The organism is Bacillus gaemokensis (genome assembly GCF_001590835.1).
Lineage (GTDB): Bacteria > Bacillota > Bacilli > Bacillales > Bacillaceae_G > Bacillus_A > Bacillus_A gaemokensis.
The window spans coordinates 189,927-216,227 of the sequence record NZ_LTAQ01000012.1; the positions used below are offsets into that span (position 1 = coordinate 189,927).

24 protein-coding genes and 1 pseudogene are annotated in these 26,301 nt (G+C 39.4%); 24 read left to right on the forward strand and 1 reads right to left on the reverse strand.

What is annotated here, in order from left to right:
• Nucleotide 1: 1 nt before the first annotated feature.
• From atpA to AZF08_RS12210, 6 genes and pseudogenes are all read left to right on the forward strand, one after another.
• Entirely contained in the window at nt 2-1,513 is a 1,512-nt protein-coding gene (gene atpA / locus AZF08_RS12185) for a F0F1 ATP synthase subunit alpha (protein WP_033673335.1), read from the forward strand.
• Between the two features lie 335 nt (nt 1,514-1,848).
• Nucleotides 1,849-2,709 carry a F0F1 ATP synthase subunit gamma gene (gene atpG / locus AZF08_RS12190; RefSeq protein WP_033673334.1) on the forward strand — a complete coding sequence of 287 codons (861 nt, stop codon included), beginning with the start codon at nt 1,849-1,851 and terminating at the stop codon, nt 2,707-2,709.
• Nucleotides 2,710-2,946: 237 nt separating this feature from the next.
• Nucleotides 2,947-4,341, forward strand: coding sequence for a F0F1 ATP synthase subunit beta (gene atpD / locus AZF08_RS12195; RefSeq protein WP_033673333.1), 1,395 nt, complete (start codon nt 2,947-2,949; stop codon nt 4,339-4,341).
• Nucleotides 4,342-4,361: 20 nt separating this feature from the next.
• Nucleotides 4,362-4,763 (forward strand): F0F1 ATP synthase subunit epsilon, encoded by a 402-nt coding sequence (atpC, locus tag AZF08_RS12200; protein ID WP_033673332.1) that lies wholly within the window; start codon nt 4,362-4,364, stop codon nt 4,761-4,763.
• Nucleotides 4,764-4,793: 30 nt separating this feature from the next.
• Nucleotides 4,794-5,081: pseudogene (locus AZF08_RS12205) on the forward strand (DUF975 family protein); the annotation flags it as partial.
• Nucleotides 5,082-5,198: 117 nt separating this feature from the next.
• Nucleotides 5,199-5,828, forward strand: a complete 630-nt coding sequence (locus AZF08_RS12210; protein WP_033673331.1) for a DUF975 family protein — start codon at nt 5,199-5,201, stop codon at nt 5,826-5,828.
• 26 nt (nt 5,829-5,854) lie between these two features.
• Here the strand turns inward: AZF08_RS12210 and AZF08_RS12215 are convergent, their stop codons facing one another.
• A complete protein-coding gene (locus AZF08_RS12215; protein WP_033673584.1) occupies nt 5,855-8,563 on the reverse strand; it encodes a putative bifunctional diguanylate cyclase/phosphodiesterase in 2,709 nt (902 codons plus the stop codon).
• A 404-nt stretch (nt 8,564-8,967) separates the two neighbouring features.
• Between AZF08_RS12215 and AZF08_RS12220 the strand changes: the two genes are divergently transcribed.
• The 18 genes from AZF08_RS12220 to AZF08_RS12305 all read left to right on the forward strand — a co-directional run bounded on the left by AZF08_RS12220 (nt 8,968) and on the right by AZF08_RS12305 (nt 26,243).
• Nucleotides 8,968-9,336 carry an NADH-quinone oxidoreductase subunit A gene (locus AZF08_RS12220; RefSeq protein WP_033673330.1) on the forward strand — a complete coding sequence of 123 codons (369 nt, stop codon included), beginning with the start codon at nt 8,968-8,970 and terminating at the stop codon, nt 9,334-9,336.
• The gene (nuoB, locus tag AZF08_RS12225; RefSeq protein ID WP_033673329.1) at nt 9,327-9,845 is read left to right on the forward strand and encodes an NADH-quinone oxidoreductase subunit NuoB; all 519 of its coding nucleotides are present in this window, start codon (nt 9,327-9,329) and stop codon (nt 9,843-9,845) included. The genes AZF08_RS12220 and nuoB overlap by 10 nt, the downstream gene beginning before the upstream one ends.
• Complete coding sequence (locus tag AZF08_RS12230; protein WP_063177287.1) at nt 9,842-11,104, forward strand: NADH-quinone oxidoreductase subunit C; 1,263 nt, start codon at nt 9,842-9,844, stop codon at nt 11,102-11,104. The genes nuoB and AZF08_RS12230 overlap by 4 nt, the downstream gene beginning before the upstream one ends.
• A 4-nt stretch (nt 11,105-11,108) precedes the next feature.
• On the forward strand, nt 11,109-12,209 hold the full coding sequence (locus AZF08_RS12235; RefSeq protein ID WP_033673327.1) for an NADH-quinone oxidoreductase subunit D: 1,101 nt from the start codon (nt 11,109-11,111) through the stop codon (nt 12,207-12,209).
• Nucleotides 12,209-13,210 carry an NADH-quinone oxidoreductase subunit NuoH gene (gene nuoH / locus AZF08_RS12240; RefSeq protein ID WP_033673326.1) on the forward strand — a complete coding sequence of 334 codons (1,002 nt, stop codon included), beginning with the start codon at nt 12,209-12,211 and terminating at the stop codon, nt 13,208-13,210. Before AZF08_RS12235 ends, nuoH begins: the two co-directional genes overlap by 1 nt.
• 24 nt (nt 13,211-13,234) lie before the next feature.
• Nucleotides 13,235-13,654: an NADH-quinone oxidoreductase subunit NuoI gene (gene nuoI, locus AZF08_RS12245; RefSeq protein WP_033673325.1), complete on the forward strand. Its 420-nt coding sequence runs from the start codon at nt 13,235-13,237 to the stop codon at nt 13,652-13,654.
• Complete coding sequence (locus tag AZF08_RS12250) at nt 13,651-14,175, forward strand: NADH-quinone oxidoreductase subunit J (RefSeq protein WP_033673324.1); 525 nt, start codon at nt 13,651-13,653, stop codon at nt 14,173-14,175. Before nuoI ends, AZF08_RS12250 begins: the two co-directional genes overlap by 4 nt.
• On the forward strand, nt 14,168-14,482 hold the full coding sequence (gene nuoK, locus AZF08_RS12255; protein ID WP_033673323.1) for an NADH-quinone oxidoreductase subunit NuoK: 315 nt from the start codon (nt 14,168-14,170) through the stop codon (nt 14,480-14,482). Before AZF08_RS12250 ends, nuoK begins: the two co-directional genes overlap by 8 nt.
• Nucleotides 14,483-14,511: 29 nt before the next feature.
• Nucleotides 14,512-16,374, forward strand: coding sequence for an NADH-quinone oxidoreductase subunit L (gene nuoL, locus AZF08_RS12260; protein WP_033673322.1), 1,863 nt, complete (start codon nt 14,512-14,514; stop codon nt 16,372-16,374).
• A complete protein-coding gene (locus AZF08_RS12265; RefSeq protein WP_033673320.1) occupies nt 16,371-17,873 on the forward strand; it encodes an NADH-quinone oxidoreductase subunit M in 1,503 nt (500 codons plus the stop codon). The genes nuoL and AZF08_RS12265 overlap by 4 nt, the downstream gene beginning before the upstream one ends.
• 7 nt (nt 17,874-17,880) lie before the next feature.
• Complete coding sequence (nuoN, locus tag AZF08_RS12270; protein WP_033673583.1) at nt 17,881-19,395, forward strand: NADH-quinone oxidoreductase subunit NuoN; 1,515 nt, start codon at nt 17,881-17,883, stop codon at nt 19,393-19,395.
• A 214-nt stretch (nt 19,396-19,609) separates the two neighbouring features.
• A complete protein-coding gene (locus tag AZF08_RS12275; protein ID WP_003202077.1) occupies nt 19,610-19,846 on the forward strand; it encodes a DUF1146 family protein in 237 nt (78 codons plus the stop codon).
• Between the two features lie 45 nt (nt 19,847-19,891).
• Complete coding sequence (locus AZF08_RS12280; protein ID WP_033673319.1) at nt 19,892-20,605, forward strand: YwmB family TATA-box binding protein; 714 nt, start codon at nt 19,892-19,894, stop codon at nt 20,603-20,605.
• A 35-nt stretch (nt 20,606-20,640) separates the two neighbouring features.
• Entirely contained in the window at nt 20,641-21,945 is a 1,305-nt protein-coding gene (gene murA, locus AZF08_RS12285) for a UDP-N-acetylglucosamine 1-carboxyvinyltransferase (RefSeq protein ID WP_033673318.1), read from the forward strand.
• 310 nt (nt 21,946-22,255) lie between these two features.
• A complete protein-coding gene (gene spoIID / locus AZF08_RS12290; protein WP_033673317.1) occupies nt 22,256-23,269 on the forward strand; it encodes a stage II sporulation protein D in 1,014 nt (337 codons plus the stop codon).
• A 227-nt stretch (nt 23,270-23,496) separates the two neighbouring features.
• Entirely contained in the window at nt 23,497-24,504 is a 1,008-nt protein-coding gene (locus AZF08_RS12295; RefSeq protein WP_033673316.1) for a LytTR family transcriptional regulator DNA-binding domain-containing protein, read from the forward strand.
• Nucleotides 24,505-24,693: 189 nt separating this feature from the next.
• The gene (locus AZF08_RS12300; protein ID WP_033673315.1) at nt 24,694-25,536 is read left to right on the forward strand and encodes an ABC transporter ATP-binding protein; all 843 of its coding nucleotides are present in this window, start codon (nt 24,694-24,696) and stop codon (nt 25,534-25,536) included.
• On the forward strand, nt 25,536-26,243 hold the full coding sequence (locus AZF08_RS12305; protein ID WP_033673314.1) for an ABC transporter permease: 708 nt from the start codon (nt 25,536-25,538) through the stop codon (nt 26,241-26,243). Before AZF08_RS12300 ends, AZF08_RS12305 begins: the two co-directional genes overlap by 1 nt.
• The last annotated feature ends 58 nt before the right edge of the window (nt 26,244-26,301 follow it).

Here is a 26,301-nt window from a genome sequence, read left to right on the forward strand (position 1 = left end):
CATGAGCATCAGAGCTGAAGAAATTAGCGCACTGATAAAGCAACAAATTGAGAACTATCAGTCTGAAATCGAAGTTAGTGATGTTGGTACAGTTATCCAAGTTGGTGATGGTATCGCACGTGCTCATGGTCTTGATAACGTTATGGCTGGTGAACTTGTAGAGTTCTCTAACGGCGTTATGGGGCTAGCACAAAACTTAGAAGAAAACAACGTAGGTATCATTATTTTAGGACCTTACACAGAAATTCGTGAAGGTGACGAAGTTCGTCGTACTGGTCGCATCATGCAAGTACCAGTAGGGAAAGAACTAATCGGTCGTGTTGTAAACCCATTAGGTCAACCAGTAGATGGTTTAGGCCCAATCAATACAACAAACACTCGTCCAATCGAAAGTCCAGCACCAGGTGTAATGGATCGTAAATCTGTTCATGAGCCACTTCAAACAGGTATTAAAGCGATTGATGCGCTTGTACCAATTGGTCGTGGTCAACGTGAATTAATTATCGGTGACCGTCAAACAGGTAAAACAGCAGTTGCACTTGATACAATCATCAATCAAAAAGATGAAGATATGATTTGTATCTACGTTGCAATTGGACAAAAAGAATCTACAGTACGTAACGTAGTAGAAACACTACGTAAGCATGGTGCATTAGAGTACACAATCGTTGTAACAGCATCAGCTTCTCAACCAGCTCCATTACTATACCTAGCTCCTTATGCTGGTGTAACAATGGGTGAAGAGTTCATGTACAATGGTAAACACGTATTAGTAGTATATGATGACTTATCGAAACAAGCAGCAGCTTATCGTGAACTTTCATTACTATTACGTCGTCCTCCAGGTCGTGAAGCATATCCAGGGGATGTATTCTACTTACATTCTCGCTTACTAGAGCGTGCAGCAAAATTAAGTGATGCAAAAGGCGGCGGTTCTTTAACGGCGTTACCTTTCATCGAAACACAAGCAGGGGACGTATCAGCTTACATCCCAACAAACGTAATCTCTATCACAGATGGACAAATCTTCTTACAATCTGATTTATTCTTCTCTGGTGTACGTCCAGCGATCGACGCAGGTACTTCTGTATCTCGTGTTGGTGGATCTGCTCAGATTAAAGCAATGAGTAAAGTATCAGGTACACTTCGTCTTGACCTTGCATCTTATCGTGAGTTAGAAGCGTTCGCTCAGTTCGGTTCTGACCTTGATAAAGCAACACAAGCGAAATTAAATCGTGGTGCGCGTACAGTTGAAGTATTAAAACAAGGATTACACAAACCGTTAAGAGTAGAGAAGCAAGTTATAATTCTTTACGCTTTAACACGTGGATTCCTAGATGATATCCCAGTAGCAGATATCACTCGTTTTGAAGAAGAATTCCATGCTTGGTTAGATTCAAATGCAAATGAGCTATTAAGTGAAATTCGCACAACAAAGAAACTTGCGGATGACGAAAAATTTGCTACAGCAATCAATGGATTTAAAAAAGTATTCGTAGCTTCTGAAGCATAAAAAGCGGAGCCGACTGTTTAGTCCCGCCGGCTAAGGTTCTTTCTCACAGAAGGTGCTTTTTACCTTCTGGTGAGGAAGGTCCTTAGACGAAAGGGGCTAGGAGGCGTAGCTAGATTGATAAAAAGCGGAAGCGGCTCTTTAGCCGCCGAAACTAGATTATATAAAAAGGCAACTCCTACAGGGATTGCTGACGGTTATGTAGAGGAAAAGAGTAGGTGCACCTATTCTTTTCCTTCAATCATGAGCAAGAATATCTTGCAACATAGGTTAGGAAGATGAACCAAAAGGATTCTTACTAATCGTGCCAACTTCCGGAAAAAAGGTGGTGAAAACCTGTGGCATCTTTACGCGATATAAAAGCGAAAATTAACTCGACTAAGAAAACGAGTCAAATTACGAAAGCGATGGAGATGGTATCTGCATCGAAGTTAAGTCGTGCAGAGCAAAATGCTAAATCTTTCGTTCCGTATATGGAAAAGATTCAAGAAGTAGTAGCGAGCATTGCACAAGGAAGCAAAGGAATTAATCATCCAATGCTAACAGCACGTCCTGTAAAACGTACAGGATACATCGTTATTACATCTGATCGCGGACTAGCAGGTGGTTATAACAGTAACGTATTACGTACGGTAAGTAATGTAATTCGTGAACGTCATAATATGGATTCAAACCAATATTCAATTATTGTGCTTGGACGACTAGGACGTGATTATTTAAAACGTCGTGGCTTTAACATTATTGATGAAGTAGTTGGATTATCTGACCACCCATCATTTGCAGATATTAAAGATCTTGCTTCTAGAGCAATCGCGATGTTCGCAGATGGTGCTTATGATGAGCTGTATATTTACTACAACCATTTTGTAAGTAAAATTTCACAAGAAGTAACGGAAAATAAAATTTTACCGCTTACGGAAGTGACGTCTGATAAACCGACGACAGCTTATGAATTTGAACCTTCTGAAGAAGATATTTTAAAAGTATTATTGCCACAATACGCAGAAAGCCTAGTGTACGGTGCATTACTAGATGGTAAAGCAAGTGAACACGCAGCGCGTATGACAGCAATGAAGAGTGCTACAGACAACGCGATGGAAGTTATCGATTCACTTACACTTTCATTCAACCGTGCTCGTCAAGCAGCGATTACGCAAGAAATTACGGAAATCGTTGGTGGCGCAGCAGCGTTAGAATAGTAATAAAAAGCGGAGCCGACTGTTTAGCCCTGTCGGCTAAGGTTCTTTCCCACAGAAAGTGCTTTTTACCTTCTTGTGGGGAAGGTTCTTAGACGGAATGGGCTAGGAGGCAAAGCTAGATTAATAAAAAGCGGAAGCGGTTCGTTCAGAAGAGTCGCTGAAGCTACACGAATAAAAAATGAAAGCCGACTGCTCATAGAAAGCTGGCTAATTTAAAGAAAGCTAGGAGGGAACCCGATGAATAAAGGGCGCGTTACGCAAATCATGGGTCCGGTTGTAGACGTTAAGTTTGACGGCGGAAAGCTACCTGAAATCTACAATGCCCTTAGAATTAAAAAAGATGAAGTTAACTTAACTTTAGAAGTTGCACTTCATTTAGGGGATGACACAGTTCGTACGGTTGCGATGTCTTCCACAGACGGACTTGTTCGCGGTACTGAAGTAGAAGATACTGGTAAAGCAATTTCTGTTCCAGTTGGTGATGCAACACTTGGTCGTGTATTTAACGTATTAGGTGATGCAATTGACTTAGATGGTGAAGTTCCAGCGGATGTACGCCGTGATCCAATTCACCGTCAGGCACCTGCATTTGAAGAGTTATCTACAAAAGTAGAAATTCTTGAAACTGGTATTAAAGTAGTAGATTTACTTGCACCATATATTAAAGGTGGTAAAATCGGTCTATTCGGTGGTGCCGGTGTAGGTAAAACGGTATTAATTCAGGAATTAATTAACAACATCGCACAAGAGCACGGTGGTATCTCTGTATTCGCTGGTGTAGGTGAGCGTACTCGTGAAGGTAACGACTTATACCATGAAATGAGCGATTCTGGCGTAATCAAGAAAACAGCGATGGTATTCGGACAAATGAACGAGCCACCTGGTGCGCGTCAACGTGTTGCATTAACAGGTTTAACAATGGCTGAACATTTCCGTGATGAGCAAGGACAAGATGTACTATTGTTCATCGATAACATCTTCCGTTTCACGCAAGCGGGTTCTGAAGTATCTGCCCTTCTTGGTCGTATGCCATCTGCGGTAGGTTACCAACCAACACTTGCAACAGAAATGGGTCAATTACAAGAGCGTATTACATCTACAAATAAAGGGTCTATCACGTCTATCCAAGCGGTATATGTACCAGCCGATGACTATACTGACCCAGCACCAGCAACAACGTTCGCTCACTTAGATGCAACAACAAACTTAGAGCGTCGTTTAACACAAATGGGTATTTACCCAGCGGTAGATCCATTAGCGTCGACATCTCGTGCACTTTCTCCAGAAATCGTAGGAGAAGAGCATTATGAAGTAGCTCGTCAAGTACAGCAAACTCTTCAACGTTATAAAGAGCTTCAAGATATCATTGCTATCTTAGGTATGGATGAGATTTCTGAAGAAGATAAGTTAATTGTACAACGTGCTCGTCGCATTCAGTTCTTCTTATCACAAAACTTCCACGTAGCGGAGCAATTTACAGGTCAAAAAGGTTCTTACGTACCTGTAAAAGAAACAGTTCGTGGTTTCAAAGAAATTCTAGAAGGAAAATATGATGACCTTCCAGAAGATGCATTCCGTCTTGTTGGTGGTATTGAAGAAGTTATTGAAAACGCGAAGAAAATGATGGCGTAAGGCCTTAGGAGGGACGAATTATGAAGACATTTCCAGTCAGTATTGTAACTCCTGATGGACCGGTTTACGAAAAAGAAGTAGAAATGGTAAGCGTGAAAGCAGAAAGTGGGGAAATGGGGATCTTACCAGGTCACATTCCAACTGTTGCACCGCTGAAAATTAGTGCGGTTCGTTTGAAAAATGGCGGTCACACTGATTATGTAGCAGTAAGTGGTGGCTTTATCGAAGTTCGTCCAGATAAAGTAACAGTGTTAGCATCTTCTGCTGAAGAAGCAAACCATATCGACCTTCACCGTGCAAACGAAGCAAAGCGTCGTGCTGAGCAACGTTTGCAAGATAAACAAGTACATGTTGACTTCAAACGTGCAGAACTGGCGCTGCAGCGTGCAGTAAACCGTTTGAAAGTTTCCGATATGAAATAAAAAAATCCGTAAAGGTTCATTCCTTTACGGATTTTTTTTATGAATAAAATTGTAGTTACTATTGCTTATTTTTCATATGCGATGACTTATTATGTTTTGGTGGAGAATCCTGAATACGGTGTCTTACAAGCGATGAAAGAAAGTAAAGCGATGATGAAAAGGCATAAAATGGATTTATTCCTTTTATGCCTTTTCATCATCGGTTGGGGAGTGCTAGTAATATTTACTTTTGGAATTGGAACGCTTTGGTTTTACCCGTATTTCAATACAACAACAGCACATTTTTATCAGTACATATCAAAGAATGAATCGTATTAAGAAGCTATAGAAAAGAGGTGCATCATATTATATGCATCTCTTTCTTAGGACTGTAAGATACTAGGGACATGTTATACTAATATAAAATAGTGGTTCATTAGATGTAGGAGGTTTTATATGATTAGTGAGTTAAAAGGAAGAGCACTTGATGCATTAGAAGGGAAATGGGGATTAGCGGTAGGTGCTACATTACTTTTTGTAATTCTTGTTTCTATTTGTAGATTAATTGTGACATTTCCTTTTTCAACAGTTTGGGGATGGGAGGAAGCAAGAGAGTCTCTTTCAGTAGATATTGTTGTAATGCTTATTATTGGACCATTAACTTTAGGGGCATATTATCTTGTTTTGAATGCGATTCGTGAGAAAGAAGTTCGTATCGGACAGTTGTTTAGATGGTTTACAGATGGGAATAAGTTTATAAAATCATTTTTGACATATTTGTTAGTATACATCTATATTGCTTTATGGACATTGCTACTTATTATTCCAGGAATTATTAAATCGTTTTCTTATTCTATGACGTACTTTATCTTAAACGATCATCCAGAGTATTCAATGAATCAAGCGATTACTGAAAGTCGTCGTATGATGGATGGGCATAAAATGGATTATTTCTTATTATGTTTAAGTTTCATCGGTTGGTTCTTACTAAGTATCGTTACTTTAGGAATTGGTTTCTTATGGTTAGTACCATATTTTTACACAACAACCGCAGCGTTTTATGAAGAAATTTCGCAGGATTATTGATCCTATAATAAAAAACACCAAGCAAACTAATTGTTCATGCTTGGTGTTTTTTGTAGGAAGTTTATAAATTGTTTGCCGCTGAGCGGCTTACTAAAGTAGTAGCCTTGCATGTACGTGCAGCCGTTGTTTTGTAGAAATTGCAATTGTTCTTTCGTTTCAATCCCTTCTGCGACAACAGAGAGGTTTAATGTGTTAGCAAGCGAAAAGATTGTTGATACAATCGCTTTTTCTTCCTCTTTATGATCGGCTAACTGTGTGAATTCTCTTGGTATTTTTAATGTATCAATTGGAAAAAGCGATAGATAAGCAAGAGAAGAATAGCCTGTGCCAAAGTCATCAATGGATGTTTGAATGTCATTCTCTTTTAATTGTCTGAGCTTCAATAATGTTTCTTTTTCATCTATCATTGCGATACGTTCAGTTAATTCAAGGGTTAAAAATTTAGGTTCTAGGTTTGTTTCTTCTAGTGTATTTAATATGACTTCAAGTAAGTCTTCTTGTTGAAATTCTTTTGCTGATAAGTTAACGCTCATTTTTAAATCATAATAACCAAATGTTTGCCATGACCTTAATTGCTGGCAAGATTCTTTGAGCAACCAATGACTAAGTGGAATCATTTGTGTCGTTTCTTCCACAATCGGAATGAATTCGCACGGAGAGATAAAACCTAGATCAGGATGTTTCCAACGAATTAACGCCTCTGCTCCAATTATTTTGTTCTTGCTGATATCAATTTGAGGTTGATACACAACAGAGAATTCGTTATTTGCTAAGGCAAGTGGTAAATCTTTTTCAATTCTAGCTTTACGCTCCATTTTCTCATAGAGTTTTTGTGTATAGATTGAGCTTCCATTTTTTCCTTTGTTTTTTGTTTCATACATTGCCATGTCAGCATGTTGCAAAATAGATAACGCATCTTCACCGGCTTCTGGATAGATAGCAATACCGATACTAGGTGAAATTTGCAGTAGATGGTTTTCGATTTCAAAGGGCTCATTCATTGCTGCAATAATCTCATTTGCCATTTCTTGAATTTCAGTTTCCTCTTCATAATCTTCTATCAGAAGTGTAAATTCATCTCCCGCAAGCCGTGCAATCTTCATATTTGGTTTTGAAATTTGCTGTAATCTTTTTGCCACAGCCATTAAAAGAAGATCTCCCATTCGATGGCCAAGCGTGTCATTTATAATTTTAAAGCGATCTAAGTCAAGAAACATCACAGCAAAGGAAAGTTGATTCTCTTTTGCTCGTATAATAGCTGATTCTAGTTGTTCCTGAAAAGCACGGCGGTTTGCAAGTTCTGTTAATGTGTCATGGTATGCTAGGAAGTTAATTTGTTCTTGTTGCTGTTTACTTTCCGTAATATCTTTAATCATCAAATAGATACCTGGAATATGTTCCTTTAAAATGATGGGAACGGCCGTGACATGTAAATAATAAATATCTCTATTTTTATGGTACGCTCGTATTTCTAAAGAAATAGAATGACCTTGTTTTACATGATGAAAAGCATCAATAATTTTAGGCAGATCATCATTATAGATAAGGGAATAATAGGGTTGATATAACAATTCATTCGTTTGATAGCCAAGTAATGTGATACCTGCATTATTTACATTTAAAAAATTCCCGTGTAAATCTAATGTGAAAATTGGATCTGGATGGTGTTCATATAGGGATTTGAACATTTGTTTGCTTCGATACAATTCATTTTTTTGTTTTACTAAATCTTCTGTGCGTAGTTCAATTTGTTTTTCTAATTCTGAGTTAAATTGCATTTGTGTGAGTAATAACATTTTATTTTGTCTTCGTACTAAAATATGACGAATTAAGACGAAGACAAATGTAAGAATAAGACCGATTACTAAAACTGATGCAAAAATGTGCTCTACTAATATAAACAAACTAAGTGCAATGACTGATATATACGGTAATGATAAACGTATTGCTTCACCAATCTGTGGTGTTAACAGCACCTGCTCATGGTTCGGTGTTTTCTCTGTGTGAAGTACACATGCAATTGCAACCATCATTAATACAACTTGATATAATGGTGCGACTGTAAACATAGAATATTCAGGTGTGAAATATTTAATGTAAGCATAAATAACATCTGTACTTGTATACAAGATAAGAGAGCTTCCAAGCAGTGCAGCTACTTGTCTTGAAATCAGTGAAAGTTGCTGAAACAGTAAGCTAATTCCTATTAATAGAAATGCTAAATCTGCCATCGGATATAGGAGCTGAACAATCCTATCGAGACGAGATGTGGTGAATATATGAATTGCTCGTTCAATGAGAAGATAATAGCTTAATGTGAATTGCGCAGTTAATATGATACAAATATCACATATCGTAAAAAGCTTTTCCCATATGTTCCGGTTATAAATCATTTTGTAAAAAAAAGCGAATGCAAAACTGATTAAAAATAGTAGATAAAAAAAGTCAGATGGATCAACAAATGTATAATAGTCATGCCATATTATGCGCTGGTAGGTAACAAGGATGTCGCCAATAACATAAGATAAGGAACCGATTGTTAATAACATCCAAAATCGGTGAGAATATCCTTCTTTAATGGATGAAACATAAAATAAATAACCACAAATAATAATGTCGAGCAAAATGGTAGTTATGCACGTAATCATTTGAAATGTAACAGAATAACTGGACCAAAAGAGTAATCCTATATAGTGAATCATAAGATATAGGAGTAAAGAACCTATCAGAATCATTAAATGTGTGTGCCTCGTTGTTTTCACTAACGTCACCTACGATACGGACGAATGTAAGTCGTCCTTTTATTGGTATATTGTATGTTTTTTTGAAGGAGTTGTATGAGAAGTATATATGACTTCCATATTTTATTTTACACATTTATAGCAAATTGTAAAAATGGATAGTGAACATGGAGATTATGAGACAAGATAAATTTATCGTGCAACAAGTGAAAAAGGTGGGATTTCACCTCATGTTACTTGTTGTTTCTTTTTCCCAATATATCGACATAGGAATTTGAAGTTTGTTATAATGATAATAATTGCATTATTTAGAAAAATTTAAAAATAATAAATAATGCGGATGAGACATATTGTTTACTAAGTGAACTTGTTCTTAATTTAGGGGGGAGGGTTTCAGGGTGGCAAATGTATATGAAAATAGTTATATGATTGCTAGCATCTTCTTGCTATTAGGGATATTGCTGCCGGTAGTGGCTCTTACATTAGGAAAGTTGCTGCGCCCGCATAAACCGAGTGTGGCAAAGGAAACGACATATGAAAGTGGGATTGAACCCTATCATGATGCAAATATTCGTTTTCATGCTCGTTATTATATTTTTGCATTACTATTTGTCATTTTTGATGTGGAAACCGTATTTTTATATCCGTGGGCGGTTGCGTATGACAAACTTGGTTTGTTCGCGCTTATTGAAATGCTAATCTTTGTGATTATGTTGTTAGTGGGCCTCGCATACGCTTGGAAAAAGAAGGTGTTACAATGGTTATAAATTTTGAGGAATTACATCCACAGGAGCGGGCAGAACTAGAAAGAAATATCTTTTTTACCACATTAGAACAGATGAAGGGATGGGCGCGGAGTAATTCTTTATGGCCGATGACATTTGGACTTGCATGTTGCGCGATTGAAATGATGGGAGTTGGGTCATCGCACTATGACTTAGATCGGTTTGGTTCATTTTTTCGGACATCACCAAGGCAATCAGATGTCATGATTGTTTCTGGAACAGTGACGAAGAAAATGGCACCTATTGTGCGTCGCTTATATGATCAAATGCCAGAACCAAAATGGGTAATTGCGATGGGCTCTTGTGCAACAGCTGGTGGGCCATACGTGAATTCTTATGCGGTTGTCAAAGGAGTAGATCAAATCGTACCAGTGGACGTATATATTCCGGGGTGTCCTCCCAATCCGGCAGCCTTAATCTATGGGATTAATAAATTAAAAGAGAAGATTCGTTACGAAGCAAAGAGCGGGAAGCAGGTGACGAATAGATGAGTGATCCAAATAAAAGTATAGAGGATATGAAAAAAGCAGCTGCTAGGCATGCAAAAGAAGAAGCGAGAAAACGGCTTGCAGCAAAGTATGAAGCGGGAATAGATAAAACTGAAGAACAAGAAAAAGAGAAAGCGCTACCAAAAAGTAGTGAGATAAATATAGAAGAAGCAAAAACGAAGGCAAAAGCAGCGGCAGCAGCCAAAGCAAAAGCAGCGGCACTAGCGAAGCAGAAAGCGTCAGAGGGTAAAGAGGTATCGGAAGAAGAGAAAGCAAAAGCGAAGGCAAAGGCAGTGGCGGCAGCCAAAGCAAAAGCGGCGGCACTAGCGAAGCAAAAGGCAACAGAGGGTAAAGAGGTATCGGAAGAAGAGAAAGCAAAAGCGAAGGCAAAGGCAGTGGCGGCAGCCAAAGCAAAAGCGGCGGTACTAGCGAAGCAAAAGGCAACAGAGGGTAAAGAGGTATCGGAAGAAGAGAAAGCAAAAGCGAAGGCAAAGGCAGTGGCAGCAGCCAAAGCGAAAGCGGCGGCGTTAGCGAAGCAAAAGGCAACAGAGGGTAAAGAAGAGGTATCGGAAGAAGAGAAAGCAAAAGCGAAGGCAAAGGCAGTGGCGGCAGCCAAAGCAAAAGCGGCGGCACTAGCGAAGCAAAAAGCAGCGGGTGGTGAAGTTGAGCCTAACGATGAAAAGGCGAAGGCGATTGCAGTAGCAAAAGCGAAAGCCGCAGCGGCAGTAAAGGCAAAAACAGCCGCAGGCAAGAAGGAAGAAGAATCGCAACAAGAGGAGCCGTCACAAAATCAACCATATTTAGATGCTTATGTAGAGATTGTTAAGGCGTCGATCGGTGAACAATCATTAGTAGATTACTATATTAATAAGCTTTCAAAAGACGTACCAACACTTGTTATTGAGCTAGAACGTTACTATGAAGTAATGGAGTTATTAAGACATCATGAAGGACTTGCCTTTGATTATATGTCGGAGCTACATGCAACGGATTTTGTTACGCATATGGAAGTATACGTTCACCTGTTTTCATATGGGAAGAAACAGTCCGTAGCAGTTAAGGTGAAGCTAGACCGGGAAGCGCCGCAAGTAGCATCGGTTACACCATTATGGAACGGAGCGAATTGGCCAGAGCGCGAAGCTTATGATTTGCTTGGTATTGTCTTTTTGAACCATCCGAATTTAACGCGTATTTTAATGCCGGATGATTGGGCGGGGCACCCGCTTCGCAAAGATTATGAGCCGCTGGATGAGGGGGTGTGAAAATATGATCCGTACAGAAGAAATGCTTTTAAATGTGGGACCTCAGCATCCTAGTACGCATGGTGTATTCAGACTTGTTATTAAAATCGACGGAGAAATCATTAAGGAAGCTACGCCTGTCATTGGATATTTACACCGCGGAACGGAGAAAATTGCAGAAAGCTTACAGTATACGCAAATTATCCCTTATACCGATCGAATGGATTATTTATCAGCTATGACCAATAATTATGTCATTTGTCACGCTGTTGAGACGATGATGGGTCTTGAAATTCCGGAACGTGCTGAATATTTACGGGTACTTGCGATGGAACTTGGTCGCGTTGCCAGTCATCTCGTTTGGTGGGGTACAAACCTTCTTGATATTGGTGCGGTGAGCCCGTTTCTATATGCGTTTCGAGAGAGAGAGATGATTATTAATCTTTTAAATGAATTGTGCGGTGCACGGCTAACGTTCAATTATATGCGAGTAGGCGGCGTGAAATGGGATGCACCGGATGGCTGGACCAAAAAGGTGCGGGAGTTTGTCCCCTATATGAGAGAACAGTTAAAAGGGTACCATGATCTTGTGAGCGGAAATGAAATTTTCTTAAATCGAGTGAAAGGTGTTGGCACGTATAGCGCGGAAGACGCACTTTCTTATTCACTAAGCGGAGCAAACTTACGCTGCACAGGTGTGAAGTGGGATCTTCGTAAGGATGAGCCGTATTCCATTTATGACCGTTTTGATTTTGATGTACCTGTAGGAAGTATCGGGGATGCTTGGGATCGTTATGTTTGTCGGATGGAAGAGATTGAAGAGTCCCTCAAAATTATTGAGCAGGCGGCGGAGCAGTTTCCGGAAGAAGGTAAATTCATGGCGAAAGTGCCAAAGATTATTAAAGCGCCAAAGGGCGAGGCATTTGTCCGCATCGAGTCGCCGCGTGGAGAAATTGGTTGTTATATTGCAAGTGAAGGGAAGAAAGAGCCTTATCGCTTGAAATTTCGCAGACCATCTTTCTACAACCTACAAATTTTGCCGCATATTTTGAAGGGCGAAAATATCGCGAACTTAATTACGATTTTAGGCGGCGTTGATATTGTGCTTGGGGAGGTTGATGGCTGATGATTGAGCATCTGTTAGAATCATCTGCAGGTTGGACGAATTTCTTCATTTTTTTCGGATTAGCGGTACTCCTTTTATTTGCCGTCCTTGGATTTGTTACATACGGAATTTTAGCAGAGCGGAAAGTGATGGGATTTATGCAAGGGCGGATTGGACCGAACCAGGTCGGTGGTCGCTTTGGTTTATTGCAAACAGTGGCGGACGTTTTAAAGCTTCTGTTAAAAGAAGATACGATTCCGAAATCAGCGGATAAGCCGTTGTTTATATTTGCACCTGTTATTGCATTTGCACCAGCCTTTATGGTACTTGCAGTGATTCCGTTTACGGATAAATTTCAGTTTGCTGATATTGGAGTCGGACTTCTTTACTACATTGCGGTTTCAGGGATTACAACGATCGGTGTTGTGATCGGGGGCTGGGCATCAAATAATAAATATTCACTCTTAGGCGGAATGCGTGCGGCGGCGCAGATGATTTCCTATGAAATCCCTCTTGTGATGAGTGTAATTGGCGTTGTTTTATTAGCTGGTAGTCTCAATCTAAATGAAATTGTAGCGGCGCAGGAGAAGGTTTGGTATATCTTTGCGCAACCGATTGGTTTTGTTATTTTCTTAATCGCCGCAGTCGCGGAGTTAAACAGGACGCCATTTGACTTACCGGAAGCAGAATCAGAACTTGTTTCTGGATATCATACGGAGTATTCAGGGTTTCGCTGGGCGTTCTTTATGCTCTCTGAGTACGTGTACTTCTTTGGAATGGCTTCGCTAATTACGGTGCTCTTTCTAGGAGGATGGAATCCGGTTATGTTCCTTGGTTTTATTCCTGGCGCTGTATGGTTCGCTTTAAAATTTAGCGCGGTAGTCTTTCTCTTAATTTGGTTCCGCGTCACGTTTCCACGTATAAGAGGCGATCAGTTGATGGAGTTTGGCTGGAAGGTGCTATTACCAATCGCACTTGCGAATATTTTCTTAACGGCATTGATTAAGGAGTTGTTCTTCTAATCTAAAAGGGGGTGCCAGTAAGACATGAAGGGACTATTTAAAGGTTTGAAGTATACGCTTAGCAATTTAAGTAAGAAAAAGGTAACGTACGATTATCCCAATCAACCGTTGCCGCTACCAGATCGCTTCCGAGGTATTCAAAAGTTTTATCCAGAAAAATGTATCGTTTGTAACCAATGCGCAAATATTTGTCCAACCGATTGTATTCAACTAACTGGGCAAAAGCATCCAGACCCTACGAAAAAAGGGAAAATTATTGATACGTATGACATCAACTTTGAAATCTGTATTCTTTGCGACCTATGCACAGAGGTTTGTCCGACAGAAGCAATTGTGATGACAAATAACTTTGAGCTAGCGGAGTATACGCGTGATGATTTATTCAAAAATTTGCAGTGGCTCGATGAAAACGACGAGAACGTCAGAAAGGAGAATAAGGCATGAACGGCGAATTTGTAGCGTTTTTTGCATTATCCTTAACGGCGATTATCGGCGGGATCCTTATGCTGAATTTAACGAAAGTGATGCATATGATGCTTGCACTTGTGTTTACCTTTCTTAGCATCGCGGGCTTGTATTTTCTCTTATCAGCGGAATTTGTAGGGGTCGCGCAAATTTTAATTTACTCCGGAGCAGTTACGATTATTATGATTTTTGGCATCATGTTAACGAAGCATGACGCTGAAAGTGAATCTAGATTTAACCTTCGGAAATTTTTCGTTTTCCTCGCGGTTGTCGTATTTGGTGGGGTGATGTACTTCGCAGTAAATAATATAGATTTTGCAAATCAAAATGTACAAGGGAGCTTGCCGCTTCATGAACAAAATACCCTTCAAATTGGTACGCTCTTGTATTCGAAATATGTAATCCCATTTGAATTAACATCGGTCATTTTACTTGTTGCACTTGTTGGGGCGATTGTACTTGCGAAGAAAGATGAGAAAGAGGGGGATGCCAATGAGTAGTGTTCCAGCCTCTGCCTACTTAACGCTTGCTATAATCTTGTTTTGCATCGGACTATTCGGGGCTTTAACAAAGCGGAATACGGTCATTGTATTAGTTTGTATCGAACTGATGCTAAATGCAGCGAATTTAAACCTAGTCGCTTTTAGTAAATTAGGCTTTTTTCCAAACTTAACAGGACAAATCTTTTCGCTGTTTACGATGTCTGTTGCGGCAGCAGAAGCAGCGGTTGGTCTTGCGATTTTAATTGCATTATACCGGAATCGTACAACAGTGAACGTAGATGAAATGGATTCGCTCAAGAGTTAGCGTTGTGACCGAAAAGGGGGAAGGAAACAATGATCGATTATGCATGGCTCATACCGCTTTTCCCACTTGCTTCGTTTTTTTTACTCATTCTATTTGGAAAGAAATTAAAAGAAGGAAGTAGTTTACTTGGTATCTTTTTCACATTTCTCTCCTTTGTGGGTGCGGTGGTTGTATTAATAGAACGTTTTTCATCGGAAACACTCAAACATGGGTGGTTGTGGTTACGGGTTGGTGATGTAGATGTTTCATTTGGTTTTGAAATTAATGCACTTAATGCATTAATGCTCTTTATTGTTACGCTCGTGAGTTTCCTTGTACATGTATATTCGAAAGGGTATATGCATGATGATGAAAGGATGCCAATCTTTTATGCCTATTTAGGGTTGTTTACATTTGCAATGCTTGGTCTTGTGATTTCTACGAATCTACTGCAGCTCTATATATTTTGGGAATTAGTTGGTCTTGGTTCGTTTTTACTAATTGGTTTTTATTTCTTTAAGGAAGAAGCGAAGGCAGCTGCAAAAAAGGCGTTTATTATGACACGCATTGGAGATGCCTGTTTATTTATCGGGATCATTATGCTCTTCTGGCAAGCTGGTAGTTTTGAGTACGATGCCATTTTTAAAGCGATGAAAATGGGAGATGTGTCACCTTCTATGATTACTCTGACAGCGATTTTAATCTTTGTCGGTGCGATGGGGAAATCAGGTCAGTTTCCGCTTCATACGTGGTTACCAGATGCGATGGAAGGACCGACACCGGTATCAGCGCTCATTCATGCGGCGACGATGGTTGCGGCGGGTGTGTACTTAGTGGCGACGATGTTTCCGTTATTCTCTGCAAGCCCTGTAGCGATGCAAACGGTCGCAATTGTTGGCGCCTTTACCGCAATCTTTGCGGCGTCCATTGGGATTGTGCAAACAGATATAAAAAGAATTCTCGCATATTCAACGGTTAGTCAACTTGGATATATGATGCTTGCGCTTGGCTCTGCAGGTTATGTGGCGGGGGTCTTCCATTTAACAACACATGCTTTCTTTAAAGCACTTTTGTTCTTAGCGGCGGGAAGCGTTATTCACGCGGTGCATACGCAAAACATTAATGAAATGGGCGGATTGCAGAAGAAGATGAAAGTGACGGGAATACTTTTCTTAATTGGAACACTTGCAATTAGTGGAGTCCCGCTCTTTTCAGGATTTTTTAGTAAGGATGAAATTTTAGCGGCGGCGTGGATACACGGCAATTATGCTTTGTTTGTCCTTGCAGTGATTGCAGCATTCTTGACGGCGTTCTACATGTTTCGGTTATACTTTCTTGTTTTTACAGGAGAAGCAAGGGCAGAGGAGGATGTGCATGAATCTCCGCGCGTCATGACATATCCGATGATTGTCCTGGGTATTTTTGCAGTCTTAGCAGGTTACATGAATACGCCATGGTTTGGAACGTTCTTAGGGGATTGGCTTACAAAGAATGTCCCGTTTCAAGTGGAGCAAATTCATGGACCGGCATGGATTATGATTGTTGCGACGCTCGTTTCGTTTGCTGGTATTCTCTTGGCATACCTTATTTATGGGAAACGCTCCATCTCTAGAGAATGGGTAGGCGGAACAGAAACGATTCTGCATAGCGTCCTAACGAAAAAATATTATATAGATGAAATATATAATGTGACCGTGCTTCCGCTTGTAAAAGGAATCGCTTATGTGCTTCGCTTATTTGAAGTATATATTGTGGAAGGAATCGCTCAGTTAATCGGCGGTCTTGTTAGAGGAGCAAGTGCTACTGGTTCTAAACTTCAAAATGGGAACGTACAAGTATATGGAACCGTGACTGCTATTTCTTTAGCGGCATTAGTTGTCATTCTGCTATATACAGGGGGGTATTGGCAATGAATGCATTATTATTATCGTTCTTCATTTTCTCCCCGCTTCTTGGGATCGTTTTACTTGCATTAACACCGAAGGCGGAAACGCGTGCGGTGCGAGGGTTTGGTTTCGTTGGAACGCTAATTCCCCTTGGAATCGCGGTAGTTTTAGCTAGTACATACGCTTCCGGAAGGGATTTATCGATTTTTGCAGAGAAAGTAAAATGGATTCAATTTGGGGATTTTCCAGGGATGGATAAAAATTTATTCGCCATTTATTACGAAATCGGCATCAATGGTTTTTCACTGGTGATGATGTTGCTTACCGCGCTGTTAGCAACGCTTGCAGCAATTACAGCCTTTTCAATTCAGAAAAATATAAAAGGATTTTACATGTTGTTATTAATACTTGAGGTTGGGATGCTCGGTGTATTTGCCGCTGAAAATCTCCTGTTATTCTTTGTTTTCTTCGAAATTACATTACCACCAATGTTTTTGCTCATTGGGAAATGGGGGAAACTAGAAAGTGAAAAGGCTGCCTACAGTTATTTAATTTATAACGGTATTGGATCAGCAATTTTACTCATTGTCTTCTCTATTCTTTTTGCAAAAACGGGCACAACTAACTTTGTAGAATTAAAAAATATTTTAACTGGAGCGGAGACAACGTTGCTAAGCGGTGTTTCAAATTCTTTGCAAATTGGTTTATTTATTGCTCTTATGATTGCTTTTGCGATTAAGTTGCCAATCTTTCCTCTGCATCGCTGGATGGTAAATGTGCATGTAGAGGCTCATCCTGCGGTAGTCATGTTGCATGCTGGTGTTTTATTAAAAATCGGAGCATACGGAATTGTCCGTTTTGGTAAAGGACTATTCCCAGAGCAGTTTCAAAATTTTGCGCTAGTGCTGGCGATTCTAGGGGTAATCAATTTGCTATATGGTGCATTTCTAGCGTTGATTCAAACAGATTTTCGAAAGGTCCTCGCGTATTCTAGTATTTCACATATGGGAATTGTCTTAATGGGGCTTGCTGCCCTTAACACAGCGGGCGTAAAGGGTGCTTTATTCCAAGTTGTTTCTCACGGCTTAATTGCAGCAGTATTATTCTTCTTGATTGGCATGATTGAAGAGCGTTACGGCACCTCTGATATTACAAAGCTGGGTGGCCTGGCAAAACAAGTTCCAGTTCTAAGCGGATTTTTATTGGCGGGAGCTATGGCTTCGCTTGGACTCCCTGGAATGTCTGGGTTCGTTAGTGAGTTTCTCGCATTTCTCGGTTTATTTCAAGGGAAGCCGATAATAGCGGCGATCGGTGTACTTGGCATCATTTTAACAGCGGTATATGTCTTAAGGGCTACGCTTCAGGTGACGTTTGGAAAACGGGAATTGGAAGCGAAGCGGGATATTCACGGCTGGGAATATGTCCCGATTATACTCTTGCTTACGTGCATTATTGCGATCGGCGTTATGCCAGAATTGTTAGGGGCACCACTGCAAGATACATTGAAAATACTGGGGGTGAGATAGGGTGGATATCAATACATTACTTAGCTTATCGTGGCATTTAATGGTGCCAGAGTTCATCATTCTTGGGGTGGCCATCCTTCTCTCGCTTCTTGATTTATTTTTAAAGTTTGATCGCAAGTATGTAGCACTTGGAGCTACTAGTGCTGTTGTACTATCACTAGTAGCATTAATTACACTATATAGTGAACCGGCTGGTGATATTTTAAGTGGTTCGTTTGTATTAGATGGATTTTCAAAAGGGTTTAAAACACTGTTATTGCTTGGAGCGATCTTTGTCTTATGTATGGCGCTGAGCGATGATAAAAAGGAACCTATTCAAGATAAGGGAGAATATTATTATTTATTTTTAATGGCACTTCTTGGTGCAATGTTTATGGCGTCTAGCGTCGATTTTATTACACTCTTTATCGGTTTAGAGCTACTATCGCTTTCTTCCTATATCTTAGTAGGGATTCGAAAGAGGAATCGTGCTTCGAATGAGGCGGCGATGAAATACGTCATTAATGGCGGGATTGGGACGGCTATTACGCTCTTTGGAATGAGCTATTTATATGGGATTACGGGATCGACAAGTATCATTGATATGCAGCGTGTACTTACGCAAGGCGCGGCTGGAGGTATTCAGCTTTTATTAGCACTCGCTTTCTTGCTTCTGTTTGTTGGTTTATCCTTTAAAATTGCGACAGTACCATTTCATATGTGGGCACCAGACGTATATGAAGGAGCTCCGGCACCTGTAACTGCTTTCCTTGGGACAATCTCCAAAATTGCTGGTTTTATTATGATTGTTAGATTGTTCCTCATGGTATTTTCGAATGTACCGATTCAAGGGAGTACACAATCTTTACTTGGTAATATGAGCGTTTATATTGCATGTTTAGCTGGCGTGACAATGATTATCGGGAATGTAGTGGCGCTAAAGCAATACAACATAAAACGCCTGTTTGCGTATTCAGGTATAGCGCATGCTGGATATTTACTTGTTCCCCTTGTAGCGTTATCACCATTTACGATGGATAGTATGTGGTTTTATATGCTTGCCTATTTGTTAATGAATATTGGAGCCTTTGCCGTTATTCACGGGTTAATCTTACATGACGGAAAGGAAAATTTAACAATTTTCTCAGGTTTATACAAACGTTCTCCATTTACGGCAGTAATGATGACCATATTTATATTATCTTTAGCCGGAATTCCGGGGACAGCTGGATTTATCGGAAAGGTAAATATTTTCTTAGGGGCGTTTATTGTAGAACCTGCGCATTATATACTAGCATCCGTGATGATGGGGACGACGGTTATCTCATTTGTATATTATTTCCGTATTTTGCAGCATATATTCTTTCGTACGAGTAGTGAAGAAGATAGGGTTCACGTACCGATTAATTTAAAAATCGTGATGGGTTGTTGTGCAATTGCAACCTTATTACTCGGGATTTTACCGGCGATTGGCTACGATTTCTTTTATGAATATTTTCCATTGATGAAAGATTTCTTCTTCACAGGGAACGTGGTACAATAGTGAAAACAAAAAGTGTAGAGCTGTCACTCTACGCTTTTTATTGTGGAGTAATAGCGAAAGCTGAACGCTGATAGGTAAGTAATCTCTCACGCGATCTGTAGCCGTGTGGGATAGATTGTGATTTCCTGTTTGAGCGGGAAAAAGTGTGGTTTCCATTTATATGGATCGTTTTTGCATCCTGGTAATGGTAAGCCAAATAAAGGGGTCGATTGTTTTGGCACAGCTTTTAGGGCAACAAGCACTAATTGCGATTGTCTCGCATTTATTGTTTATTACCATTACGTGGTGGGCCTTACAAGGTATTCATATTGAACGCTTGATGAAATCTGGAAAGGTATTGCAAACAAGGATTTTACTTATTCTTGTTACGATTGCAATCGGGACGTCTGTCAGTAACTTTTTCCTTGATTATTTAGGCTATTCGAAGAGTTTAACGTATTTAGTAAAGTAAGTGTATAGAACCTCATATCTCCGTTAACAATGGGGGTAGGAGGGGATGAAATTGAAGAGGTTACAAACAATTCTTCTTGTTGTCTTAAGTATTGTCGTATTCTTAGTGGGATATAAAGAGATCAAACCCATAAGTGAAGAAGAGAAGATGGAGACAATGATCGCAGCTCTTGAAAAAAATGGAGCAAGTGTGGAGCGGTGGTCATGGTTAGCGCGAGAAACCAAAACCATTTCTAATATACATACGTTTCAAAAATTGTTAAACGAAGTGAAAGAAAAAGCGAATATTCAAAAGTGGGACTTGGAACAGTCTCATGATGGATATAAAGCAACAGCATACAAAAAGTTTGCTTCTCATGAAGAACGCATAGTAGTAACTTGGAGTAAGGAAAATACTAAAGAAAACACTTTCATTATCTTTGAAACAAGCGGGGCGAAATGGGACCCGAAAAACATTCGGAAAATGGATACAATTTTTAGTACAAAACCTATAATTTACACTTGTGTTCAAGGTGTACTGGATGATAAGATTGAAGGTGTTTTGCAAAATAAAACCAAAAAGGTTTTGAAAGATCTTTCAGCAAGAGCGATCGAAGAGATAGAAGAAAGAGCATTTGTATCAGTCTCCGCATATAATAAAAAGTGGAATGACGCTCTTTCAACAAATAGAGAGAAAATCAATGTGCAAATAGCAATACGTTCTACAGACAACAAAGATACAATTGTGGTTGGCACACCGATCATAACTTCTGAGTATTGAATAGATATTGAAAAAAGGACACGGAGGGGAATAAATTGGAAAAAATCATCGTCCGTGGCGGAAAGCGGTTGAACGGCACAGTGCGTGTTGAGGGCGCAAAAAATGCTGTATTACCTATAATCGCTGCAGCCCTATTAGCGAGTGATGGAAAGAATGTACTATCTGAAGTACCAGTATTGTCTGATGTATACACAATTAATGAGGTATTACGTCATTTAAATGCTGAAGTTGGATTTGAAAATAACCAAGTAACAATTGATGCTTCAAAGGAATTAAATATTGAAGCACCATTTGAATATGTACGTAAAATGCGTGCGTCCGTTCAAGTAATGGGGCCGTTATTAGCACGTAATGGTCGTGCTCGTATTGCACTTCCTGGTGGATGTGCAATTGGTTCACGTCCAATTGACCAACATTTAAAAGGCTTCGAAGCAATGGGAGCAAAAGTAAAAGTTGGTAATGGATTTGTTGAAGCATATGTAGATGGACAATTACAAGGTGCAAAAATTTACTTAGACTTCCCAAGCGTAGGCGCGACAGAAAATATTATGTCTGCTGCTACATTAGCAAAAGGGACAACAGTACTTGAAAACGCAGCGAAAGAACCAGAAATCGTTGACTTAGCTAACTTCTTAAATGCAATGGGAGCAAAAGTACGCGGAGCTGGAACTGGAACGATTCGTATCGAAGGCGTTGATAAATTATATGGTGCACACCATTCTATTATTCCTGACCGCGTAGAAGCAGGAACGTTTATGGTTGCAGCAGCAATTACTGGTGGAAACATCTTAATTGAAAATGCTGTACCAGAACATTTACGCTCTATTACAGCGAAGATGGAAGAAATGGGTGTTCAAGTTATTGAGGAAAATGAAGGTGTACGTGTTATCGGCCCAAATAAATTAAAAGCCGTTGACATTAAAACTATGCCTCATCCAGGATTTCCAACAGACATGCAATCACAAATGATGGCATTGTTATTACATGCTGACGGAACAAGCATGATTACAGAAACGGTATTTGAAAACCGCTTCATGCATGTTGAAGAATTCCGTCGTATGAATGCAGATATTAAAATTGAAGGTCGCTCTGTTATTATGAATGGACCTAACAACTTACAAGGTGCAGAAGTAGCAGCAACTGATTTACGTGCTGCAGCGGCATTAATCTTAGCTGGTTTAGTATCAGAGGGTTACACACGTGTAACTGAACTAAAACATCTTGATCGTGGATATGTAAACTTCCATGGTAAGTTAGCTGCATTAGGTGCAACTATTGAACGTGTAAATGAAAAAGTAGAAGAAGTGACGGAGCAACAAGTTTCTGACCTTCACGCTTAATTGAAATAGTCTCTATGTCTTTTGACATGGGGGCTATTTTTTTGGAGTTACCCCGTAAAAGCCCGATTGGCGAAGGTTAATAATCCCCTCACTAATTAAAGTTTCACTTTATTACTGTTATAGTCAAGAAATTCTAGACTTATGCATGTCTCGTTAAAAATATTTGGAAAATTCGTTTGTTTGAAGTGAGGCCTTGCTATAGTTGATCTTATTCGTTTTTTTTAAAGAAGAAGTTCTCCTGTATATGTTCTAAAAGCTCGTCATGTTCCATAAGAATGAAATGAGTCTAATTTCATAGCGGGGGAAAAAGATGAAAATTTCAAAGCCACTGTTCATTACAATGGCGCTCTTAATAGCGCTTGTCATTATTATACCGGCCGTACTTGTTGTTCCGTTTACGAAAGCGAAGGAAGAGCGACCAAAAGCGAATCCTCCAGCCGTGCAAGCACTGCCAGTTCCTGCAAAGACTAAAATGGACCTAAAGGTTGCTGTGTATCGCAGCGCACAAAAGAAGGTAGAAACAGTGCCGATGGAAGAGTATGTTGCAGGTGTAGTCGCTTCTGAGATGAATGCCAGCTTCGAAGTGGAGGCGTTAAAGGCGCAAGCATTAGCAGCGAGAACATTTGTCACGCAGCGCATGTTAAGCGGAAACAAGAAAAACAATGCGGATGTAACAGATACGGTCAGTGATCAAGTGTACAAAAGTAAAGAAGAGTTACAGAAGACATGGGGAAAAGAGTATGAGAAAAACTTGAAAAAGATTGAAGAGGCTGTGTCTAAAACAGCCGGACAAGTTTTAACGTATGATGGCAATCCGATTACCGCATCCTTCTTCTCAACGAGTAACGGTTATACAGAGAATGCGGCTGATTACTGGGGGAGTGATTACCCGTATTTAAAAAGCGTCAATAGTCCTTGGGATCAAGCTTCTCCGAAATTTGCGAGTGAGCAAACTTTCCGTGTCGATGATTTTCAAAAACGTCTCGGCGTAAAAGTTCTTGCGAACGGAAAGGTCGGTAACATTAAAGAGCGTACGGAAGGGAAACGAGTGAAGGATGTAGAGTTTCAAGGGAAAACATTATCAGGAAGAGACGTTCGAGATAAGCTGGAATTACGTTCCTCTGATTTCACGTGGAAACAACAAGGAGAGAGCATTATCGTCACAACGAAAGGTTTCGGCCATGGGGTTGGTATGAGTCAATATGGTGCGAATGGAATGGCGAAAGAGGGGAAAGGATACACAGACATTGTTGCTCATTACTATAAAGGAATTGAGATTAAAACGTTAAATGATTATGAAGGAAAATTAATGGCGAAGAACTAGGTTTCAGGGGATCCTGATACCTAGTTCTTTGTGTGGAAATATATCGGCGCTTTTTCAAATATATCGACCGTTCTGGGCAAAATATCGGTGTTTCGACACAATATATCGACCATGCGACAAAAAAGGAGCTAATCTGAATTAGCTCCTTTTTAATTCCGGAATAAATATCATAATTTTCCATTAATTGTTTGGTATAATAAGATAAAAACTCATCTGGAGGAAAAAACATGGCGTTACTGGAGTTAAAACAATTGGGGAAGACGAATCAGTTGCCAGTGATTCAACTGGAAATTGAAAAGGGACAATGTGTTGTGTTGCAATGTAATAATCATACGGCAAAAGTTTTGCACCGCATTATAATTGGTGAAGAAGAGGCTTCTTCGGGAAGTATCTTGTTTGACGGGGAACCAATTGGGAAGAGAGTATATCCGTGTATTGGTTTTTGTTTTTTAAAAGATGAAGCATACAATCGTTTGAAAGTGAAGGAATATCTTTCTTTTGTAGCTGGATTGTATAAATCGAATATTAGCATAGAAGAAGTTGTTCAGTCGGTTGGTTTACTCGATAAATTGAACATCAAAATAGAAAAATTGTCATTCTCTGAAAAACGTCGTCTTCATATTGGCCGGGTTATGATTCATAATCCAGATTTAATCATTTTGGAAGAGCCAGAACAAAATGTAGATATAGAAAGCACGATTATTATTCGAAAAGCAATTATGAAAATGAAAGAACAAGGAAAGGCAATCTTTATTACATCATCCTTTTTATCGGACGCACTCTCTTTAACGGAAGATGTGTATATATTGAATCAAGATGGCGTGAAAAAGGTGGAAATTGAGCAGGAAGAAAGTGAAGAGATAGATACAGAGAAAGTTGTTCAAATGATTCCGCAAATGAAGCTTGAAAGAATTCCAGCAAAGGTGAACGATAAAATTATTTTGCTTGATCCGATGGAGATTCACTTTATCGAAACACAGAATGGAACGACGTATATTCATGTTCGTGAGGGAGATTTTGTTTGTGCATTAACGTTAAGTGAATTAGAAGAGAGATTAAAAGGATTTGGATTCTTTAGATGTCATCGTTCTTACCTTGTGAATTTACAGCGCGTACGAGAAGTAATTACTTGGACACGTAATAGCTTTAGCTTAATTTTGGATGATGAACGAAAAAGCTCCATTCCACTTTCTAAAGGAAGAATGGATGAATTAAAGGGTGTTATTGGACTGTAAATCTGCTCCAATAGGACAGAAATAGGATTCATTCACCAGTAAAAATACTCCTTTTACCGGTATTTTACTGCGTAACCCCTTTGTTTTTCATATGATTGAGTCAAGAACAGCGCAACCAAAAAGCAGAGGCGGCAAAACAGTCGCTAAAGCAAACTTCAATTATAAAAGAAAAACAAAGGGGATGACGACGTGGCACTAGCAATTGAAATGAAGGATGTAATGAAAACCTTTAATGAAAAAACGGCACTTCAAAATGTAAATATTGAAGTAAAACAAGGAGAAATCTTTGGGTTCCTTGGACCAAGTGGATCAGGGAAAACAACAACAGTGAAAATCTTAACTTCTCAGTTGCTTCATAGCGTTGGAACAGTGAGAGTACTAGGTAAGGATATTACAGGACCAAACAGCATGGATTATAAACAAATTGGTATTTTAACAGATAACAGTGGTTTATATGAAAGACTTAGCATTTATGATAACTTACTATTATTTTGCGACTTATACGACTGTAAAAAAGAACGAATTGATGAAGTGTTAGCGCAAGTGAACTTATTAGAAGATAAAACAACACCAGTGAAAAAATTATCAAAAGGGATGAAGCAACGCGTTACATTAGCGCGTGCAATTCTGCATAAACCGGATATGCTTTTCTTAGATGAACCAACGTCTGCACTGGATCCAGTGAACGTCCAAAACATTCATAGTATCTTAAGAGATTTAAATAAAGAAGGAACAACAATCTTCTTAACAACGCACAATATGGATGAAGCAGAAACGCTTTGTGACCGCATTGCCTTCTTATGCGGCGGTGAAATTGTGGCGCTTGATACACCAGAAAACTTAAGGCTTAAATATGCGAAAGATAAAATCGAAGTAGTGTTAAAGGATAAGAAAAAAGAAACAGTACAAAAAGATGAATTAGGGGCAAAACGTATTTCAGAATGGATGAAGAAAGGTGAATTACTATCGATCCATTCTTATGAGCCAACACTTGGGGATATCTTTATTGAAGTAACAGGGAGGGGATTATGATGACATTTTCTATGAGAAGATTTTCAGCTATTTTTCGGAAAGAGATGCGGGACTTTAAATCTAATTCACAAGTTTTAATGATGATTGGAGTCCCAGTACTTTTCGCTATTATATATGGTCAGGCAGAGCAATTTAGAGGAGTAGCGGCTAATTTAACTGTTATTATGGCTCTTGTTTTTATCGGCGGATTTGTGCAAGCGATGATGATTGCTGAAGAAAAGGAAAAACATACGCTTCGTGTTCTTATGTTGTCACCGGCGTCTTCAGCTGAAGTGTTGATTGGGAAAAGTTTTTTAACAGGAATCACGACCATAGTGGTATGCTTTACTAATTTACTTATTTTAGACAAATTAGAAGGTAATATTGTACTTTTATTCTTCATCTTTTTGCTTGGAACTATTTTATTCAATCTGATCGGAACATGTATAGGATTGCTTGCTCAAAACGTACCACAAACATCTCTTATCGGAATGCCAATTCTATTCATATTTCTTCTTTCAGATCTATTAGAGATGTTTGTGAAAAATGAAAGTTTGAAGAAAGTATTTCAATATTTACCAACTAAAAGCATTGGGGAAGCGATGAATAGTGTGATACAAGGGAAAGGCTTTAGTGTAATTTCAGGAAACGTATTGAATATATCCATTTGGTTAGTTGCAGCGCTTGTTATTTGTCTCTTCCTCTACAAAAAGAAACAACTAGACTAAAAAACTGAGCCGAAACGCTCAGTTTTTTTCTTTTTTTATCATTTCCTCGGAAATTTTG

What these genes read in the sequence shown, in the direction of transcription:
- atpA (WP_033673335.1), top strand. Translation starts at nt 2, where the DNA reads ATGAGCATCAGAGCTGAAGAAATTAGCGCACTGATAAAGCAACAAATT.
- atpD (WP_033673333.1), top strand. Translation starts at nt 2,947, where the DNA reads ATGAATAAAGGGCGCGTTACGCAAATCATGGGTCCGGTTGTAGACGTT.
- atpC (WP_033673332.1), top strand. Translation starts at nt 4,362, where the DNA reads ATGAAGACATTTCCAGTCAGTATTGTAACTCCTGATGGACCGGTTTAC.
- AZF08_RS12210 (WP_033673331.1), top strand. Translation starts at nt 5,199, where the DNA reads ATGATTAGTGAGTTAAAAGGAAGAGCACTTGATGCATTAGAAGGGAAA.
- AZF08_RS12215 (WP_033673584.1), bottom strand. Translation starts at nt 8,563, where the DNA reads ATGATTCTGATAGGTTCTTTACTCCTATATCTTATGATTCACTATATA.
- nuoB (WP_033673329.1), top strand. Translation starts at nt 9,327, where the DNA reads ATGGTTATAAATTTTGAGGAATTACATCCACAGGAGCGGGCAGAACTA.
- AZF08_RS12230 (WP_063177287.1), top strand. Translation starts at nt 9,842, where the DNA reads ATGAGTGATCCAAATAAAAGTATAGAGGATATGAAAAAAGCAGCTGCT.
- AZF08_RS12235 (WP_033673327.1), top strand. Translation starts at nt 11,109, where the DNA reads ATGATCCGTACAGAAGAAATGCTTTTAAATGTGGGACCTCAGCATCCT.
- nuoH (WP_033673326.1), top strand. Translation starts at nt 12,209, where the DNA reads ATGATTGAGCATCTGTTAGAATCATCTGCAGGTTGGACGAATTTCTTC.
- nuoI (WP_033673325.1), top strand. Translation starts at nt 13,235, where the DNA reads ATGAAGGGACTATTTAAAGGTTTGAAGTATACGCTTAGCAATTTAAGT.
- AZF08_RS12250 (WP_033673324.1), top strand. Translation starts at nt 13,651, where the DNA reads ATGAACGGCGAATTTGTAGCGTTTTTTGCATTATCCTTAACGGCGATT.
- nuoK (WP_033673323.1), top strand. Translation starts at nt 14,168, where the DNA reads ATGAGTAGTGTTCCAGCCTCTGCCTACTTAACGCTTGCTATAATCTTG.
- nuoL (WP_033673322.1), top strand. Translation starts at nt 14,512, where the DNA reads ATGATCGATTATGCATGGCTCATACCGCTTTTCCCACTTGCTTCGTTT.
- AZF08_RS12265 (WP_033673320.1), top strand. Translation starts at nt 16,371, where the DNA reads ATGAATGCATTATTATTATCGTTCTTCATTTTCTCCCCGCTTCTTGGG.
- AZF08_RS12280 (WP_033673319.1), top strand. Translation starts at nt 19,892, where the DNA reads ATGAAATTGAAGAGGTTACAAACAATTCTTCTTGTTGTCTTAAGTATT.
- spoIID (WP_033673317.1), top strand. Translation starts at nt 22,256, where the DNA reads ATGAAAATTTCAAAGCCACTGTTCATTACAATGGCGCTCTTAATAGCG.
- AZF08_RS12295 (WP_033673316.1), top strand. Translation starts at nt 23,497, where the DNA reads ATGGCGTTACTGGAGTTAAAACAATTGGGGAAGACGAATCAGTTGCCA.
- AZF08_RS12305 (WP_033673314.1), top strand. Translation starts at nt 25,536, where the DNA reads ATGACATTTTCTATGAGAAGATTTTCAGCTATTTTTCGGAAAGAGATG.